We start from the raw sequence: 17,415 nt of genomic DNA on the forward strand, positions 1-17,415 counted from the left end.
CACATGCTGAAGGAAGTGGTCGCCCGTCCCATCGGTCACGTGATCGGCGGGCGGGAGGTGGTCTTCGACGACGATTGGGGGACGGTCTCCGCCGTCATCAGGTTGGACGCGGCGCAGTTCGGCCCTGACGCGCTGGCCGGCCTGGACGGTTTCTCGCACCTGGAGGTCATCTACTTCTTCGACCGGGTGCCGGCCGAGAAGATCGAGACCGGCGCCCGCCACCCCCGCGGCAACACCGACTGGCCGTTGGTCGGGATCTTCGCCCAGCGCGGCAAGAACCGCCCCAACCGGCTCGGGCTCTCTCGCTGCCGCCTGACCAAGGTCGATGGGCTGGAGGCGCACGTGCGGGGCCTGGACGCGGTGGACGGCACTCCCGTGCTGGACATCAAGCCGTACATGAGCGAGTTCGGCCCCGTCGGACCCACGACCCAGCCCCCGTGGGCCACCGAGATCATGCGCCACTACTACTGACGTACCGCGCCCGACCTGCCTCGTCACACCGGTCGGTAGGGTGGCGGGCGTGTTGAGGGGGCGGGCAGCCGAGGTCGCAGCGCTTGAGCGTGCCCTGTCGCGGGCGCGGGAAGGCCGTGGCGGTGCCGTGGTGATCCGCGGCGAGGCGGGCGCGGGCAAGACGACTCTGTTGGAGTCCGTGTCTTCCTCGGCCGGGGAGTCCAGGCTGCTGTGGGCCTGGGGCGTGGAGTCGGAAGCCGAGCTCCCCTACGCGGGATTGCAGGTGCTGTTCCGTGAGGTGCGTGATCTGGCCGATCGGCTGCCGGAGCAGCACGCCCGCGCCCTGCGCGGGCTGATCGATTCGCCGTACGGCGCGGCGGGCGATCGTTTCCTGGTCGGTGCCGCCGCGCTGACCCTGCTCGGCGAGCTGGCCGAGGAGCAGCCGGTGGTGGTGTTGATCGACGACGCGCACTGGCTGGACCTGGAGTCGGCCGAGGCGCTGCTGTTCGCCGCCCGCAGGCTGGGCGCCGAGCGCGTGGCCATGATCTTCGCCGTGCGCGACGGCTCGCCGGTGTTCGACCGTCCGGGCGTGCCGGTCGTGGAGTTGGGGCCGCTCTCCGACGAGGCCGGGGCGGCCCTGCTCGCTGATCATGCGCCCGACCTGCATGTCTCGGCACGTCAGGGATTGCTGTCCCAGGCGCAGGGCAATCCCCTGGCGCTGGTGGAGCTGGTCGGCGCGCTCAGCCCTGCCCAGCGGGACGGCATTGAGCCGGTGGACGAGCACGAGATCGGTGTCATGCCGGTCTCCTGGCGGATCCAGCGGATCTTCGATGCGCGGATCGGTGCGCTACCCGCGCCTGCGCGCACGCTGCTGACGATCGCGGCGGCGGACGACACGGGCGACCCGGCCCTGATCGTACGCGCGGGGCAGCGGATGGGCGCATCGGTGGCCGATCTGGGGCCTGCGGCCGACGCCGGGCTGATCCGGGTCGCCGAGGGCCGCTTGAGGTTCCGCCATCCGCTGGCACGCGCCGCCGCCTATCAGAGCGCGCCGCTGTCGCAACGGATGGCCGCGCACCACGCACTTGCCGAGACGGTCGGGGATGGCGGACGCCGGGCCTGGCACCTGGCCGCGGCGACGGTGGGCCATGACGAGCAGGCGGCGACCGAACTGGAGCGCAACGCCGAGCTGTTCAGGTCGCGTGGCGGCCTGGCCGCGGTCGCCGCTGCCTACCGCCGCGCGGCGCAACTGACCGAAGATCGGGACACCCGGGGGCGCCGCCTTGCCGCAGCGGCCATGGCGGCGAACGAAGCGGGGCTGATCGAGCACGCCGCCGCGCTAGCGGGCGAGGCGCTGCCGTACGTGCGCGACCCGGCGTGGATCGCCCGCCTGGCCTTGACGAGGGCCCGGTTGGAACATGCCAGGGGCCGGCCGGAGTCAGCGCGCACACTCCTGCTCGACGCGGCCACGCATGTTGCGCCGCTCGACCGCCAGGCGGGTGCCTTGATGACGTTCGAGGCGATGGCGGCGGCCTGGGACTCGCCCGTCCCTGAGGCAGCAGCCGGGGACACCGCTGCCCGGCTGTCCGGCCTGGACGTGCCCGATGCCTTTCTCCTCCGGGGCGCCGACGGGCTGCGCCTGCTCGCCACGGGCGACATCGCGTCCGGCGCTGCCGCGCTGCGGGATTTCGCGGCGCACGTCACCGCTACCCGTCACGATCGCGGCCTGTCCGAACAGTCGCGGCTGCAGGGCTGGGAGATGCTGCTCGGCGACCACCAGACCGTTCACGATGACGCGGTCGCCCTGGACCGGGAGTGCCGTGAGCAGGGCGCGCTCGGCGCGCTGCCCAGAGTGCTGCTGCGACTGGCGCACTGCCGGCTGTTCCTGGGCAGGCACCACGACGCGCACGCCACCGCGATCGAGGGGCTGGAGATCGCGCGTGACACGGGGCAGCGCCACTACGTGACGATGCTCGTCGGGGTGCTGGCCATACTGTCCGCGATCGACGGCGACAAGACGGGCTGCCGGCGGTCGGCCGGCGAGGACCTGCCGAGCCCCGCCTGGCACGCCTACGCGCTGGGCCTGCTCGATCTCGGCTTCGGACGGTATGAGGCGGCGGCGCACCGGCTGGCCGGCGTCACCGCGGGCCCCCACCGGCATGTCGTCGTCGCCGTGCTCAGCCTGCCCGAGCAGGTGGAGGCGGTAGCCAGGCTGGGCGGGGACGCGAGTGAGGCGTGCGAGCAGTTCGAACGATGGGCGACCGGGACGGGCACACCGTGGGCGCGGGCCATCGCGCTGCGCTGCCGGGCCCTGCTCGCGCCGGACGAGCAGGCGGGCCCTGCCTTCGAGGCCGCGCTGGCCGCGCATGCCGGGGACGGGCGACCGTTCGAGCTGGCGCGTACACACCTGCTGTATGGCGAATGGCTACGGCGTGCCAAACGGCGTGGAGCCGCACGCCGGCACCTGGGATCGGCGCTGGAATCGTTCGAGCGGATGCGCGCCGCACCCTGGGCCGAGCGGGCCAGGAGCGAGCTGCGGGCAACCGGCGCCGATCCGCTGCCCACAGCGGGTGCGGGGGATCTCGTCGCGCGGCTGACCGCGCAGGAGTTGCAGGTGGTACGGCTCGCCGCGGCCGGCATGAGCAATCGCGAGATCGGCGCTCGGCTGTTCATCAGCCCACGCACCGCCGGCTATCACCTGTCCAACGCCTACCCCAAGCTGGGCGTGACCTCCCGCATCGGGCTGGCCAGGCTCGACCTGGCCGACAACCCGGTCATCTGACAGATCCGGGACTCCCCGCCCCACCAGTAGCGTCGCTCAACGACGCGAAAAGAAGGGTTCCCATGAGGGCTCTCGTGCTGGGCGCTGCTCCTCGACCGCGTCGTCGCCAACAGGACGAGCATGCGATCACGTTCGCCGACACCGCACCTGACGTGCATCGCTGGACCGGGCAGGGCCAGGCACTCACGGCCGCGGTGCGCGCCGCCGAGCTGATCGGCGGCCGGGTAGATCTGGCAGACATGGCCTTTGCGAAAGGAGGTCCGGCAATGGACAGGTTCAAGGCACGGTTCGAGGTGCTGGACGAGCGTTTCGGATTTGACGGCGGCGACGATTACGTGGAGGTGTTGCATCGCGGCAGCCGCAAGACCGAGGGGCCGGTCTACTTCCCGGCCGGGCGCTACCTGGTATGGAGCGACATCCCCAACGACCGGCTGCTGCGCTGGGATGAGACGACCGGTGCCGTCGGCGTGTTCAGGAGCCCGTCCGGTAACGCCAACGGCAACTCGGTCGACCGCCAGGGCAGGCTGATCACCTGCGAGCAGGGGACTCGCCGGGTGACCAGGACCGAGTACGACGGCTCGATTACCGTGCTTGCCGACAGCTACCGGGGCAGGAGGCTCAACAGTCCGAACGACGTCGTCGTCCGCTCTGACGGCTCGATCTGGTTCACCGATCCACGCTACGGCATCACCGGCTACTACGAGGGCAGCCCGGCCGACAGCGAGATCGGCGCAGACCACGTGTACCGGCTCGATCCGGAGACCGGCGAACTGACGATCGTCGCCGACGACTTCGTCCGCCCCAACGGGCTGGCCTTCTCTCCGGACGAGAGCCAGGTGTACATCGTTGACACCCGCAAGCGGCACATGCGCGTCTTCGAGGTCCGCGACGACGGCACGCTGTCCGGTGGCAAGGTCTTCGCCGAGGCCTGGTTCGACGGTATCCGGCTCGACTGCTACGGCCGTGTCTGGGCCGCCGCCCTCGACGGCCTGCACTGTTATCACCCCGATGGCACCCTGCTGTGCAAGCTCCTGCTGCCCGAGTCGGCCTCGAACCTCACCTTCGGCGGCGCCAAGCGCAACAACCTGTTCATCACCAACTCGGCCGGTGACCTGTACTCGATCCGGCTCACCTTCGCCGGGATCGCGGCATAGAGACCGATGTTGTACGGGCGCGAGAACGAGCAGATGATCATCGACCGCCTGCTCCGCGACGCTCGCGACGGCCGGGCCGGAGCGCTGGTCGTGCGGGGCGAGGCGGGCATCGGCAAGTCGGCGTTGCTCGACCACGCCGCCACCACATCGCAGGCCCGCGTGCTGCGGGTGAGCGGGGTGGAGTCGGAGGCTACCCTGCCGTTCGCCGCCCTGCAGCTGTTGTTGCGCTCTGTCCTCGACCGCATCAAGGCGTTGCCGCGCAATCAGGCCGATGCGTTGCTGGGCGCGCTGGGTGCGGTCACAGCCGCGCCCGCGGAACGGTACCTGATCGGGCTGGCCACGTTGGGCCTGCTCACCGAGTTGTCGGCCGACGGGCCGCTGCTGTGCCTGGTGGACGACGCCCACTGGCTCGACCGGGAGTCGGCCGACGCCCTGCTGTTCGCCGCCCGCCGTCTGCACGCCGAGCCGGTCGCGGTCATCTTCGCGGCCAGGGACGAGGTGGGCGCGTTTCCGGCATCGGTGGTGCCGGAGCTGAGACTGGGCGGGCTGACCCTCGACGCGGCCAGGCAGTTGCTGGCCGGCAGTGATCGCGAGTTGGCGCTGGCCGTCCGTGAGCAGGTTGTCGCCGAAGCGCAGGGAAACCCGCTCGCGCTGCTGGAACTGCCCCGCACGGAGGTGTTCGCGCCGTTGGCGCTCTCCCTTGGCGGCGAGCCGGTCACTGGCCGCGTGGTGGCCGGATTCCGCGCGCGGCTCGGGGAGCTGCCCGCCGCGGCCCGGACGTGCGTGCTGGTGGCGGCGCTGGAAGACACCGGCGCTCTGGACACACTGACGCGGGCGCTGCGAGAGCTGGGCGGCAGTCTGACCGATTTCGCGCCGGCCGAGCGGGCCGGACTGATCACAGTGACGGAAGCGGGCCTGCGCTTCCGTCACCCACTGGTTCGTACGGCGGCGCGACTGTCCGCTGACGTCGCCCAGCGCATGGCAGCGCACCAGGCCTTGGCGAAGACCGTCGACGACGACCGCCGCGCCTGGCATCTGGCGGCGGTCACCACCGAACCCGACGAACAGGTGGCCGCGGCTCTGGAGACATCTGCCACTCGGGCCAGGCATCGTGGCGGCCAGGCGACCGCCGCCGCGGCGTACACGCGCGCCGCCGAGCTGTCGGCCGATCCCGCAGCCAAGGTACGCAGGTTGACGGCCGGTGCGACGGCGGCGTTGGACGCGGGGCTGTGGCAGCAGGCAGAGGGCTTGGCTCGCCGCGCCGACCGGCCACAGGACGAGGAGGTGGCAGCGGAGCTGGCGCGGGTGCGGGCGACGCTCGCCTTCCAGGCGGGCCGGCCGCTGGAGGCGACCCGGCTGCTGCAGGAGGGCGCCGAGCTCATCGCCGCCGCCGACCCGGTGTCTGCGCTGACCATGCTCGGCCTGGCGAGCGTGTACGTCTGGAGCAGCAGGACACATCCCGACCAGGTGCCGCTCGCCCGCCGGACCGAGGAGCTGACCCCCCGCCTGGACGGGCCGCTCGGCGCGGTGCACGCGCTCAACCACGGGATGCGCCGCCTGCTGGAGGGCGACCTCATGGCCGCGATCACGGGCCCAGGCCTTCGCAGTGAGGAATCGGTGCCGGTCGACCTGCGGTTGCTGGCCGCATACAGGGGATTCATGCGCGGCGACCAGCACGCCATGCTGCAAGACGCCACCCGGCTCGTCGCCGAGTGCCGTACCGCGGGGCGAGCCGGTCGCCTGCCGCAGGCCATGATGCTGCTGGCCCTGGCCCAGCTCACCAATGGACGACATCACGCCGCGCGCGAGAGCGCGGCCGACGGAATACACATCGCCGAGGACGTCGGCCAGCCGTACTGGCACGACTATCTCACCGGCCTGGCCGCCTGGCTCGCCGGCGTCGCCGGTGAGGAGGAGCGCTGCCGCGAACTGGTCGCCAGGGCGGACGACGTGGACGGGGCGTGGATGACCGGCCTGGGCTGGGGAACGTACGCGCTGATCGCCCTCGATCTCGCCGCTGGACGACACACCGCGGTGCTCGAGCGAATGGACCAGGCCCTGGCCGGACCGGCTCGACATGCCTTCCTGTGGTGGTACGCCTGCCCCGACTACGTCGAGGCCGCCGCCCGTGCCGGAACACCCGAGCGGGCCCGGCCGGCCTTCACCCGCTTCCGCGACTGGGCGAACGTCATCGACCAGCCCTGGGCACATGCCGTACTCAAGCGGTGCGAAGCGCTGCTGAGCGGCGACGGCGACGGCTACGCGCGGGCACTCGCCCTCCACCGGCAGGCCGATCAGCCCTTCGAGCAAGCCCGCACCGAACTGCTGTACGGCGAGTGGCTGCGCCGCCACCAGCGGCGCGCCGAGGCCCGCACACACCTGCGCGCGGCGATGGAGGGCTTCGAACGGCTCGGCGCCGCTCCCTGGGCGAAACGCGCGGCGACCGAACTGCGGGCCGCCGGCGCCTCCCTGTCCGACCGCCGCCACGCCGAGGATCCGCTGGCCGCCCTCACCCCACAAGAGCTCCAGGTGGTACGGCTGGCAGCGACGGGCGCCTCGAACCGTGAGATCGGCGCCCACCTGTTCCTCAGCCCGCGCACGGTCGCCTACCACCTGTACAAGGCGTTCCCGAAACTGGGCATCACCTCGCGCGGCGAACTGGCCCAGTACGTCACCGTCATCTGACGGAGCCGCCCCATGAGCGCGCGCAGCTGCGTGCGCTCGGGGTCCCAGGCGTGGACATCAAGCGAGACGACAAGGCCCTCAAGGGCACCGATCAGGTCGCCGGACCACCACCCACACGATCACGAACACCCGGCGCTGGTCAGACTGGTGCCGCCGTCACCAAGGGACAGCCCGACACTGCCACTACCAGGGCAGACCTCACGTCCGCACGCCTGAGCGTCCCTGTGTCTGGGAAGCGGTGGGGCTGGGTTACGTCCAGAACGCCCACAGGGCCTTGCTCGCGTCAAGCAAGATGGCGGCTGTGGCCCCGAGGACGACGCCGTAGAGCATGTACCGCCGCTGGGTGCCTTGGCCGCGTTTCTCCACACGCTCTGCCACATCGTCGATCTTGCTCTGGAGTAGGAGGTCGAACGCCTTGGCCTCTTCCTGGCGCCGCTCCGCTACTTCACGACTCGTCTCGGCCTCACGCCTATTGGATTCTGCTTCGGCCGCGAGCCTGCGGGCCATGGCGGCGCGCGCCCGCATCGCATTCTCAAGCTCTTCCAGTTCTTGGAAAGTGTCCTCCAGCCGCTCGGCCAGATAGTGGAAGCGCTGATCGAGGTCGTCGTCTTCGGACGTGACCGACCTGCGGCGCAGCGTGGGGGATGCCTCTTTGATCAGGTTTTCGAGTTGTTCGAACCGCCAGGATAAGTGGGCCCGATCGCGAAGGACCGTGGTCCCCACAAGGGCCATGACGAGCAACGTGGCGCTCTCAGTGAGTCCAGGTGGCAGTTCATCGACGGTTGTGCCCAGCACGGCTACGATCACAGCAAGGGCAAGGGCGATCATGCCGTCGGCGTTCATGGTCGCCCAAGCGGCGAATCTCCGGATGATGTCAAGGCGCATCTGTCAGCTTTCCATCCCTCAGGCTCCGACGCGGTGGGGGCACGGTGCGGACAGTCTTGCAGGGAATGACAAGGGTCGAAATGGATCTCCTCTGACGACCTCACGGATTACTCGTCAGAATGTCAATTCTCTGAAGTAATTCCAGCACGCGCTCCGCGAGGGCCTTGCCTCAGCCGCACGGGCTGCCCGCTGAGAACTCGGGCGTTCCGCCCGGGGGCTGGACACCTGAGACCCTGAACCCTACTGGTTCGGGGAGATCGGGAGAGTGTCCCGTTGGGGATGAAGAACTGTCCACCGCAGTTCAAGAAGGACGCGGTGGCGCTGTATGAGTCCAGGCCAGGAGCAACGAGCGCGGGGATCGCCACCGACTTGGGGTCGGCCCCGAGACGTTCCGGAACTGGATCCGGTCCGCGCGCACGGAGCGGGTTGAGGCGGGCCGGCCGGGACGCAGGCCGAAGAGCGCCGGCACCGGCGGCGAGGCGTCGCCGGAGGCGGTGGAGGCCGAGAACGCCGAGCTGCGCCGGCGGGTGCGTGAACTGGATGTGGAGCGGGACCCTGTGCAAGACGGCTCGGTATTTCGCCGGGGAGACGGCGCGATCCCCGCCGTCGTCGGATCTGTCGACCACCTGTACTGATGGGACTGCTCCGTGCGTGGTGACACACCAAGCTGCCCTCGATCGAGAACCTCGGCATCCCGCCTGTAGAGGGCCGGGAGTTGCCCAATGTCGCCCCCGGAATTCCGGCCTTGTGAAATATCGGGCAAAATTCCGGCTCCGTGAATTCTCGACCATTGACCGCACCCGGTGACCCTCCAACGATCGAGCTACAGCCTTTCGTAGGTCGGGGAGTGGCGATGAGAGCCGTACGGCTTCACGAGTACAACAAGCGCCCGGTGGTCGAGGACGTCCCCGACCCCGAGATCAGCGGGCCGCTGGACGTGCTGGTCGAGATCGGCGGGACCGGGTTGTGCCGTACGGACCTGCACATCGTAGAAGGTCAGTGGGCGGAGAAGTCCGGCGTGGCCTTGCCGTACACGATCGGGCACGAGAACGCCGGCTGGGTGCGGGATGTCGGCTCGGCCGTGACGGGCGTGCAGCCCGGCGACGCGGTCATCCTGCACCCGCTCGTCAGCTGCGGGCTGTGCCGCGCGTGCCGCGCCGGCGACGACGTGCACTGCGCCAACGCGAAGTTCCCCGGTATCGACACCGATGGCGGCATGGCCGAGTTCCTCCTCACCAACGCCAGGTCCGTAGTCAAGCTGGATCCTTCGATGGAGCCCGCGGACGTCGCCGCGCTGGCCGACGCGGGACTGACCGCCTACCATGCGGTACGCAAAGCGCTGCCGCTGCTCTACCCGGGCACCCAGGTCGTGGTGATCGGCGCCGGCGGGCTGGGCCACATCGGCGTGCAGTGCCTGACCGCCATGGCGTCGGCCGAGATCATCGTCGTCGACCGGTCGCAGGCGGCACTCGAGCTCGCCAAGGGGTTGGGCGCCACGCACACCGTGCCGGCCGACGGCAGCCAGCTCAACGCGGTCACCGACCTCACCGGCGGGCGCGGCGCGCACGTCGTGCTCGACTTCGTCGGCGAGGGAGGCACCGAAGCCGAAGGCGTGGCGATGCTGCGCCGCGCGGGCTCCTACTTCGTGATCGGCTACGGGGGCCGTGTCGAGATCCCCACCATCGACATCATCTCCAACGAGATCAACGTGATCGGCAACCTCGTCGGTTCGTACAACGATCTGGACGAGCTGATGGCCCTGACCGCGCAGGGAAAAGTACATCTGCATACCAGGAAATATCCCCTCGAAGCCGTCAACGAGGCCATGGACGACCTGGACAGCGGCCGTCTGCAAGGCCGGGGAATTCTCGTACCCGCGAGGAGCTGAGATGTACGAAAAGGATGGCCGGCAGTATTTCGTCGTCGACGGGCACATCCATTTCTGGGACGCCAAGCCGTCGAATCAGGCGAACCGCTATGGCGAGGGTTTCATCAACTGCTTCTACGACTACCACCGCAATCTCTCTCCGGCGTCGGAGGTCTGGCCGCTGGAGGAGTTCTGGCAGCAGAGCGAGGAACGGATCCTGCACGACGTCTTCGAGGCCGGCTACGTGGACAAGGCCATCTTCCAGCCGACCTACCTCAACGACTTCTTCGTGGCCGGCTTCAACACCACCGAGCAGGACGGGGTGCTCGCGGAGAAGTACCCGGACAAGTTCATCGTGAACGGGTCGTGGGATCCGCGCGACGGTGAGGCGGGGCTCGAAAGGCTCGAGGCGCTGGCGGAGCGCTGGAATCTCAAAGGGGTCAAGCTCTACACCGCCGAATGGAAGGGCGCTTCGAAGGGCTGGAAACTGACCGACCCGTGGTCCTACCGATACCTCGAGAAAAGCCAGGAACTCGGGATCCGCAACATTCACGTCCACAAGGGGCCGACGATCTACCCGCTCAACCGGGACGCGTTCGACGTGGCCGACGTGGACGAGGTCGCGAGCATGTTCCCTGAGCTGACGTTCATCGTCGAGCATTGTGGGCTACCCAGGCTGGAGGATTTCTGCTGGATCGCCACGCAGGAGCCGAACGTCTACGGCGGGCTCGCCGTCGTGATGCCGTTCATTCACACCAGGCCGCGCTACTTCGCCCAGGTGATCGGCGAACTGCTGTACTGGCTCGACGAGAACCGGATCACCTTCGCCAGCGACTACGCGATCTGGACGCCCAAGTGGCTCATCGAACGCTTCGTGGACTTCCAGATCCCCGTAGACATGCGCGGAGAGTACGGCGAGCTCACCCCTGAGGTGAAGAAGAAGATCCTGGGCCTCAACGCCGCCCGGCTCTACGACATCCCGGTACCGCCGGAGCTGGACATCGTGGAAGCCCACGCGGGCAGCGACGAGCCCGTCGGGTCCGGGCCGAAAGTGCCGGCATGAGCGTGCCGTCCCTCGACCGCGACGTTTGGGACGCGCTGGCGACCGTACGGGATCCCGAGCTGGACGAGCCGATCACCGAGCTCGGGTTCGTCAGCGAGGCCGAGGTCCACGAGGGGCACGTCTCGGTACGGCTCCGCCTGCCGACGTACTTCTGCGCGCCGAACTTCGCCTACCTGATGGTGGCCGACGCCTGCCAAGCGGTACGAGCGGTACCCGGCGTGGTCGCGGTCGACGTCCGGCTGGAGGACCATTTCGCGGCCCACGAGATCAACGCGGCTGTCTCGGAAGGGGCAGGGTTCACCGGGTCCTTCCCCGGCGAGGCGTGCGGAGAGCCTGACGAGCTGCGCCTGACGTTCCGGCGCAAGGCCTACCTGGCGAGCCTCGACCGGTTGGGCACCCGGTTGACCGCCGAGGGCCTGCCGCCTGCGCGACTGCGACTGGGCGAGGTCCCGCCGTCCCCAGAGCTGGCGCGGCTGCTTCACCGCAGGGCCGAACTCGGGCTGGACTGCTCGCCGCAGTCGCCGCTGCTTCTCGACGAGCGCGGCGAGCCGATCCCCGACGAGGAGGCCGCGCTGCGGCTGCGCTTCGCCCGTGCCGTGCGAGTCAGCATCGAGGGCAACGCCGACTTCTGCCGCGGACTCCTCCACACGCGTTACCCCGAAGCGGCGGGGCGGGACTCCCCATCCTGTCCGCCCTGACCGCCGGCCGACACCACCTCCTGGCCTCCCGACCGCGGTATCGGACGCCGCCGTTCGTAGTGGCTGCGCACCCGCTGCGACGGCGTTCCACAGGCCGGGCAGGCGGCCTCCACGGTGCCGGTCCTGGCCCGGATCCTTACCGTGGTCCCCGGCCGGAAGACCTGATCAACGCACACGCCGACCAGATGAGGGAACAGGACGGCGACAAACTCCTTGATCAACACGCTGCGGATGCTCGTGATCAGGCTGGGCGACCGGCCGGAACACCCGAACCGTGATCTACTCAACGGGGCCTATCACGGAAAGTCAGAATTCGGCCGTCGTTGACAATATGTCCGTTCCTCTTCAACGGCACTGATCGGTGTCGTCGTGATCTGTAGCTGTTTGAGCCGCACGAATAGACCGCTTGGAACTACTTCCCGATTCTGAGCGTCTACTGGAGCATAACGAGGAAGGCAACAGCATGGACGCGACCCCCCCACGCAACCGGCGCAAGTCTCTCGCTTCTCTCTCACTCGACCGCATCGAAGACCGCATCATCACCGTCATCTGCGTGATCGTTGTCGGCGCAAGCGTTCTGGGCGCCGTCTTCGACTGGCCGCCTGCCGCGTTCCTACCATTGATCTTCGTAGCGCTCTACGCGATTCTACGGTGTCTCCTCCCTCTACGCGGCATGGACCGGACCCTGGAGAAGCTCGCCAACCACCAGTGCACAGAATTCCGCCGCTACAAGAACAACGCCGAGTTCTACAGCGCTCTCCGCACAGCGATCCTCCGGGGCGCGGAGAACCAGCTCGACGTCTGGTACGTACGGCAAGCGCCGCCGAGCACCCTGGCCCAGAAGGAGGCCAAGCAGTACTTCGACGCCGTGCTTGACTGGGCCGGAGGCAACTCCTCTCGTTCCGTCCGCCGCCTGATCTGCGTGAACTCTGACGCGATGCGGAAGTGGGCAATGACCCATTTCGACCAGACTTGCGAAGTTCAGAATTATGAGGCCCACGTGGTGGAGTGGGACATCAAGGCGGACCTGCTGAACATGGCAATCGTCGACGAGCGCGTCGTCTTCCTGGCCTTCTCCGGTGGAACGGAGCAGGTAATCAGGGGAATGAGCATGGAAGACCCCGAGGCGGCCAAGTACTTCACCGACTACTTCAATCAGCACTGGCACAAGTCGGAAACCCTTCGCACATGGGTTGCGCGAACGACGAGTCAGGCGGCCACACCCACTCCCTGAGCGGGCCCTCAGCCGGGGTCTCGGCCGTGACGGTCTTCAAGCACTTCCCGCGCGAGGAGGACCTCCGCCTGGACCGCGAGGTCGACGCCGTCGATCCTGCGCTCAGCGGTACGCGACCGCGCCCCGGACGCCGGAGTGCTCCAGTCCCTGCGCGACACGGCGTTCCATCTCCTCAAGGAGCGGCACGCCCTGTCCGGCCACACGGACGGGTCCGTCCCCTTCTTCCGGACCGTAGCGGCCTCGCCCGCGCTGGTCGCCCGCGCCAGAGAGATCGCCTCCGACCTCCAACGAACTTGCGCCGGCGAGCTCGAACACGACCCGGCCTTCGACGGCCCCTGCTCGCCGCCTTCTTCACCGCCGCGCTGGTGGAGAACGCCCGGCGCCTGATCGCCGGAGAAGCGGCCGGCACCATCGCAGACGACCACCGTGCCCGCCTGGAGCGTCTGTTCGACGCCCTCAGCAGCGGAGTCGTGCCCGGCCGTGAGGATCACCGCCGCACTGCGCGCAGTGGCGGGCGAGGCCGTCGCCGGCCTCGCCCGCGTCTGTCAGGAAGTCGTCTGGAGGTTCGGCGAGGAGATCGCCTATGAGATCCGGCTGACCGGTACGAACCAGGCACCGATCGGCAGTCCGACCTGGGGCCACTCCCTTCGGCCAGTACCGCGGACCCCGGCCGCCTGCCGTCCCCGCACTAGCGGTCCGTGCAACACGCCCGACCTGCCAGAAGAGATCACCTGCGAAGAGAGGTCAGCATCAACCCCGTGACGATGCTGACCTCGTCGGAAGCTCCTGGGAAGTCGGGTTGACGTTCGAATCTGATGCGACCGGTCCGTGAGATGGGCTGGTAGAGGCTGCGGGCCAGGGGGAGTGGTCACGTGATGCGGTTCGCCTTTTCCGCCGCCCTGCGGAACTGCGTGCCGTCCCATCTGTAGGTTTGGCTGACGATCAGGTCAGGGCAGCATCTGGGGGCCTGGTCGCTGAGCGCCTCGCCGTGCAGGTGCACACGCCCGCCCCGGATCGCGACCTTCAGGGACTTGAAGTAGCGGTTCTTGCCGAGTTTTCCGAGCAAGCGCGGAGCCGAGGGCTTGGAGGCTCCGTCGTAGACAAAGGCGATCAAGGGATTGCTCGACGTCGTGCTCGGGCACGACGACACGACGACGGTCTCACGCCTGCCGTCACGGGTAAGGTCGCCGACGGCCGCCACGCGGGCGCGCACGACGTACCAGGTGGCGTGCGGCCCCGGTCTGGGGCACTTCAGAGCCGGCTCCACTACGGACGCCCAGTCGACCCGGTCCAGCCGGCCGGCGGCATCCGCCGCGATGGCGGCGCCGGCCTGCGCCGCCGCGCCGTCCACGGGGGCCGCGTTGGCGGTACCTCCGCCGAGGACGACCGTCAGGCAGGCGGCCAGGGCGGCGGCGTTGGTCCAGGCTTCGTATCGGCGGGCTCTTGGGTGGCTCGTGCGCTCGGTAAGTGAGGTCATAGTCAGTCGGACGCGGGAAACCTCGAAGATGTTGTGGGCTGTTTGTGCATGCCGGGAGACCAATGGCCGCTCCCATCGTGATGCTCGACCTCATCGGCCCTGCTTGGGGCGGGGTTCCGCGGGCCGAGCCAGGCTCGATGTCGCATCACGGACAGGGTGACGATCTCACCGGCGTCACGGCGATGTCGCAACATGCTGCGACAGGCGGCCACCATGCCACACGTGAAAGAAGAGAGGCGCTGCCGTGTTCGGCGACCAGGTGGTCGGCGGAGTCGGCACGTCCGAGCACGGGGTCGATCTCACCGATGATCTGGGCCAGCTTGACCATCCCGACGCGCGGCAGCGCGTGGAACGGAGCTTGGTCGTCACCGCCCGATCGGCCCGCAGGACGGAGGCGGACGGCACCGGTCCGGACGGCGCGACCAGCGGATGTCACCGGCATTTCGCCACCCCTACGGCCTGCCGCCATCAAGTCCGTAACCGCAGTTAATAGTCGACCGATTTGATCCGACTCGCCCATGCCCCATCACTGGTCCGCTCCTCAGGAGAAAATGTGCGACGTCGCCCTCTCATCCTTTTGGCCACCGCGGCGCTCATGCTGGTCGGTACCCCCGCCTTCGCCGCCGGCAAGGTTGCCTCGCCTCCGGGTGACCCCGCTCGCGCGACCCTGCTCGCCCGCGCCACACTGCCCGCCTACGCCCCGGCCCCCGGCCCACCCACCGGCGCCTTCAGCGACCCCAACAACGGCATGACGCCTCCTTACCCCAGCCAGTTGGTGCTCGGCATCTCGTCCATGCTTCCCGACGGCAAGGGCTCGTTCTGGGCCATGCCCGACAACGGTTTCGGGACCAAGGGCAACTCGGTGGACTTCCTGCTGCGGCTTTACCACTTCACGCCACAGTGGGAGACGGCCGGCGGCGGAGCCGGGACCATCGACGTGGGCCGGTTCCTCTCGCTCGCCGACCCGGACCACAAGATCCCCTTCAAGATCGTCAACGAGAACACCGCGGACCGGCTGCTCACCGGCGGCGACTTCGACCCGGAGTCGGTGACCCGGACCCCCGACGGGTCAATGTGGGTCGGCGACGAGTTCGGGCCGTTCCTTCTGCACTTCGACAGCACCGGCAAGCTGCTGCAGGCCCCGATCGCCCACCCCTCGCTCAAATCCCCGAACAACCCGACGCCGGCGAACGGCGAGCCCACGACGGTACAGGGCAGCCGCGGCTTCGAAGCCCTCGCTTCCTCCCCCGACGGACGCTTCCTCTACCCCGCGGTGGAAGGCCGGCTGACCAACGACGCCAACCCGTTCCGGCGCTACATCTACGAGTTCGACACCCAGCAGAACCAATACACCGGTCGTTCCTGGCAGTACCGGACGGACGGCGAGGACTACCGCATCGCCGACATGCAAACCCTCGACGCCAACCGGGCCATCCTGATCGAGCGTGAGGACGACGAGGGGCCCAAGGCCACCTTCAAGCGCGTCTACTTGATCGACCGGCGCAAGACCGACGCCGACGGCTACCTCGTCAAGACCGAGGTCGCCGACCTGCTGAACCTGCGCAACCCTGCCCACATCGGCTCGGACGACCCCGCCGGGGGTTACGGTCTCGGCGACCCCTTCAAGTTCCCCCTGCAGTCCGTGGAGGCGCTGCTCCCTCTGCCGGGCAACAGGATCGCCGTCATGCAGGACAACAACTTCCCGGACAGCGCCGGCCGCGTCCCGGGCAAGACGGACGCCACCGAGATGATCGTGATCGGATTCCCGAAGCGGTAGTCCTGAGAGGCGCCGGAAGGGTCTGTCCCGAGCCCCGTCCGGCGCCGCCTCACGCCTTGGGGACCACGAAACCGGTGGTGACCAGGCCGCCGCCGTTGATCTGCTGGGTCAGGTTGCCGGCCGGGTCGTACTCGGCCGGCTCCACCACGTCCGCCGGCGTGGCCGAGCCGTTCCGCTTGGCGCCGTCGGCGATCCTCTGCCGGAGCCGGTTGTCCATCCAGTAGGCGTAGGCGGTCTTGCGGCCCATCGCATCCACGGTGGAGGTAGCCGCGGGATCGAGCACCACGTCAGCGGCGGGCTGCGGGTCGGCCGGACCGCCGTCCACCCCTTCAGCGTGCGGGCGATGGGTTCGCCGCGCTTGCTGTCGCCCTGCTCGATGAAGGTGCCGCACGGATCGGTCTGCCGCGCGTTTGCCAACGGTCGGACCGTTGCCTCACGAGGCCGTTCGGTTCTCCAGCTCGTCCTGGAATCGCGCCACGATGCCGGTATGCCGCACGTCCTCCTCCAATGGCTCCCCAATGATGCGGCCCGCCAGGTCGGTCGACAGACGGCCGATCTCCGTACGGAGCTGGGCGAACGCCGCCTGTCTGTCGGCCTCGATCTGGGCGTGCGCCGTCCCGATGAGGTGGCGAGCCTCGGCCTGCGCCTGCGCGCGGAGCTCGGCCCTGATCTGCGCGCCCTGCTCGCGGGCTTCCTCCCGCAGCAGCGCCGCGTCGCGCCGGGCCTCTTCCAGCTGCTTGCGGTATTGCCGCTCCAGATTCCGGACCTCGGCTTGGGCCTCCTCTGCCCGCATGATTCCGCCGTCGATCGCGTCAGCCCGCTCGGCCAGCGTCTTCTGTAAGCGCGGTACAAGCAGTTTGCCGAGGACGAACAGAGTAACGAGGAACATGACGAGTCCGATAACGGGCTCGTAGAAGTTGTCCGGGGAGAGGGGGTTCACGAGATGACCTTTCGTCAGTGTGGTTGCCAGAGGACCCATACGCAGCGAACTGCCGACGTACATCGACATCACGAACTAAACAAATATCCCGAAGGCGGTGAAGACAGCGTTACGATCACGCCGATTACATCCGTGCTGGAGCCGACAGGTATCCACACTGCTCGCTTCGAACAGCACACCCCCGGAGAAGTTCGGGCGAAGAGACAACGAGTGAAGGGGTTGGCCCACAGCCGCTCAATATTTGGCAGTAACGCGTCGGAGGTTGGCGGGTACCGGTTCCGTAACCCCGGACCCCGGTACAGGACGGATGGAAGGGACTCGCGGCCAAGTCGAGTGTCACGGGAGTACTAGACGTCCCAGACATTCTCGACCAAGATCAAGAGGTGCGGCTGGGTCGCGAACA

The 17,415-nt window shown here is 68.7% G+C and carries 14 protein-coding genes; 10 read left to right on the plus strand and 4 right to left on the minus strand.

Features of this window, described 5'->3' with window-relative positions; translation table 11 throughout:
• The first annotated feature begins 3 nt into the window (after window positions 1-3).
• From ACWDLG_RS40450 to ACWDLG_RS40465, 4 genes are all read left to right on the plus strand, one after another.
• Window positions 4-471 carry an SAM-dependent methyltransferase gene (locus tag ACWDLG_RS40450; RefSeq protein ID WP_449930225.1) on the plus strand — a complete coding sequence of 156 codons (468 nt, stop codon included), beginning with the start codon at window positions 4-6 and terminating at the stop codon, window positions 469-471.
• Between the two features lie 49 nt (window positions 472-520).
• Entirely contained in the window at window positions 521-3,232 is a 2,712-nt protein-coding gene (locus ACWDLG_RS40455; RefSeq protein WP_449930271.1) for a helix-turn-helix transcriptional regulator, read from the plus strand.
• A gap of 74 nt (window positions 3,233-3,306) precedes the next feature.
• The gene (locus ACWDLG_RS40460) at window positions 3,307-4,386 is read left to right on the plus strand and encodes an SMP-30/gluconolactonase/LRE family protein (protein ID WP_449930227.1); all 1,080 of its coding nucleotides are present in this window, start codon (window positions 3,307-3,309) and stop codon (window positions 4,384-4,386) included.
• Between the two features lie 6 nt (window positions 4,387-4,392).
• Window positions 4,393-7,071, plus strand: coding sequence for a helix-turn-helix transcriptional regulator (locus ACWDLG_RS40465; protein ID WP_449930229.1), 2,679 nt, complete (start codon window positions 4,393-4,395; stop codon window positions 7,069-7,071).
• Window positions 7,072-7,320: 249 nt separating this feature from the next.
• Here the strand turns inward: ACWDLG_RS40465 and ACWDLG_RS40470 are convergent, their stop codons facing one another.
• Complete coding sequence (locus tag ACWDLG_RS40470; RefSeq protein WP_449930231.1) at window positions 7,321-7,956, minus strand: hypothetical protein; 636 nt, start codon at window positions 7,954-7,956, stop codon at window positions 7,321-7,323.
• 853 nt (window positions 7,957-8,809) lie between these two features.
• Between ACWDLG_RS40470 and ACWDLG_RS40475 the strand changes: the two genes are divergently transcribed.
• From ACWDLG_RS40475 to ACWDLG_RS40495, 5 genes are all read left to right on the plus strand, one after another.
• Window positions 8,810-9,844 (plus strand): NAD(P)-dependent alcohol dehydrogenase, encoded by a 1,035-nt coding sequence (locus ACWDLG_RS40475; RefSeq protein ID WP_449930233.1) that lies wholly within the window; start codon window positions 8,810-8,812, stop codon window positions 9,842-9,844.
• Between the two features lies 1 nt (window position 9,845).
• Complete coding sequence (locus tag ACWDLG_RS40480; protein ID WP_449930235.1) at window positions 9,846-10,886, plus strand: amidohydrolase family protein; 1,041 nt, start codon at window positions 9,846-9,848, stop codon at window positions 10,884-10,886.
• Window positions 10,883-11,584: an iron-sulfur cluster assembly protein gene (locus tag ACWDLG_RS40485; RefSeq protein WP_449930237.1), complete on the plus strand. Its 702-nt coding sequence runs from the start codon at window positions 10,883-10,885 to the stop codon at window positions 11,582-11,584. The genes ACWDLG_RS40480 and ACWDLG_RS40485 overlap by 4 nt, the downstream gene beginning before the upstream one ends.
• Window positions 11,585-12,047: 463 nt before the next feature.
• Complete coding sequence (locus ACWDLG_RS40490; RefSeq protein WP_449930239.1) at window positions 12,048-12,818, plus strand: hypothetical protein; 771 nt, start codon at window positions 12,048-12,050, stop codon at window positions 12,816-12,818.
• 135 nt (window positions 12,819-12,953) lie between these two features.
• Complete coding sequence (locus tag ACWDLG_RS40495; protein WP_449930241.1) at window positions 12,954-13,205, plus strand: hypothetical protein; 252 nt, start codon at window positions 12,954-12,956, stop codon at window positions 13,203-13,205.
• Window positions 13,206-13,686: 481 nt separating this feature from the next.
• Here ACWDLG_RS40495 and ACWDLG_RS40500 read toward each other — a convergent pair whose 3' ends face one another.
• A complete protein-coding gene (locus ACWDLG_RS40500) occupies window positions 13,687-14,169 on the minus strand; it encodes a hypothetical protein (protein ID WP_449930243.1) in 483 nt (160 codons plus the stop codon).
• Between the two features lie 679 nt (window positions 14,170-14,848).
• On the opposite strand from ACWDLG_RS40500, the gene ACWDLG_RS40505 reads away from it, so the two are divergent.
• Window positions 14,849-16,072, plus strand: coding sequence for an esterase-like activity of phytase family protein (locus ACWDLG_RS40505; RefSeq protein ID WP_449930245.1), 1,224 nt, complete (start codon window positions 14,849-14,851; stop codon window positions 16,070-16,072).
• 49 nt (window positions 16,073-16,121) lie between these two features.
• On the opposite strand, the gene ACWDLG_RS40510 is transcribed toward ACWDLG_RS40505, so the two are convergent.
• Together ACWDLG_RS40510 and ACWDLG_RS40515 are read right to left on the minus strand one after the other, a co-directional pair.
• Window positions 16,122-16,397 (minus strand): hypothetical protein, encoded by a 276-nt coding sequence (locus tag ACWDLG_RS40510; protein WP_449930246.1) that lies wholly within the window; start codon window positions 16,395-16,397, stop codon window positions 16,122-16,124.
• A gap of 108 nt (window positions 16,398-16,505) precedes the next feature.
• The gene (locus tag ACWDLG_RS40515) at window positions 16,506-17,081 is read right to left on the minus strand and encodes a F0F1 ATP synthase subunit B (protein ID WP_449930272.1); all 576 of its coding nucleotides are present in this window, start codon (window positions 17,079-17,081) and stop codon (window positions 16,506-16,508) included.
• Between the last annotated feature and the right edge of the window lie 334 nt (window positions 17,082-17,415).

The organism is Nonomuraea sp. NPDC003727 (assembly GCF_053586935.1).

Excerpts from the sequence above, each read along its gene's own strand:
- ACWDLG_RS40450 (WP_449930225.1), top strand. The coding sequence starts at position 4 with ATGCTGAAGGAAGTGGTCGCCCGTCCCATCGGTCACGTGATCGGCGGG.
- ACWDLG_RS40465 (WP_449930229.1), top strand. The coding sequence starts at position 4,393 with ATGTTGTACGGGCGCGAGAACGAGCAGATGATCATCGACCGCCTGCTC.
- ACWDLG_RS40470 (WP_449930231.1), bottom strand. The coding sequence starts at position 7,956 with ATGCGCCTTGACATCATCCGGAGATTCGCCGCTTGGGCGACCATGAAC.
- ACWDLG_RS40475 (WP_449930233.1), top strand. The coding sequence starts at position 8,810 with ATGAGAGCCGTACGGCTTCACGAGTACAACAAGCGCCCGGTGGTCGAG.
- ACWDLG_RS40480 (WP_449930235.1), top strand. The coding sequence starts at position 9,846 with ATGTACGAAAAGGATGGCCGGCAGTATTTCGTCGTCGACGGGCACATC.
- ACWDLG_RS40485 (WP_449930237.1), top strand. The coding sequence starts at position 10,883 with ATGAGCGTGCCGTCCCTCGACCGCGACGTTTGGGACGCGCTGGCGACC.
- ACWDLG_RS40490 (WP_449930239.1), top strand. The coding sequence starts at position 12,048 with ATGGACGCGACCCCCCCACGCAACCGGCGCAAGTCTCTCGCTTCTCTC.
- ACWDLG_RS40515 (WP_449930272.1), bottom strand. The coding sequence starts at position 17,081 with ATGTCGATGTACGTCGGCAGTTCGCTGCGTATGGGTCCTCTGGCAACC.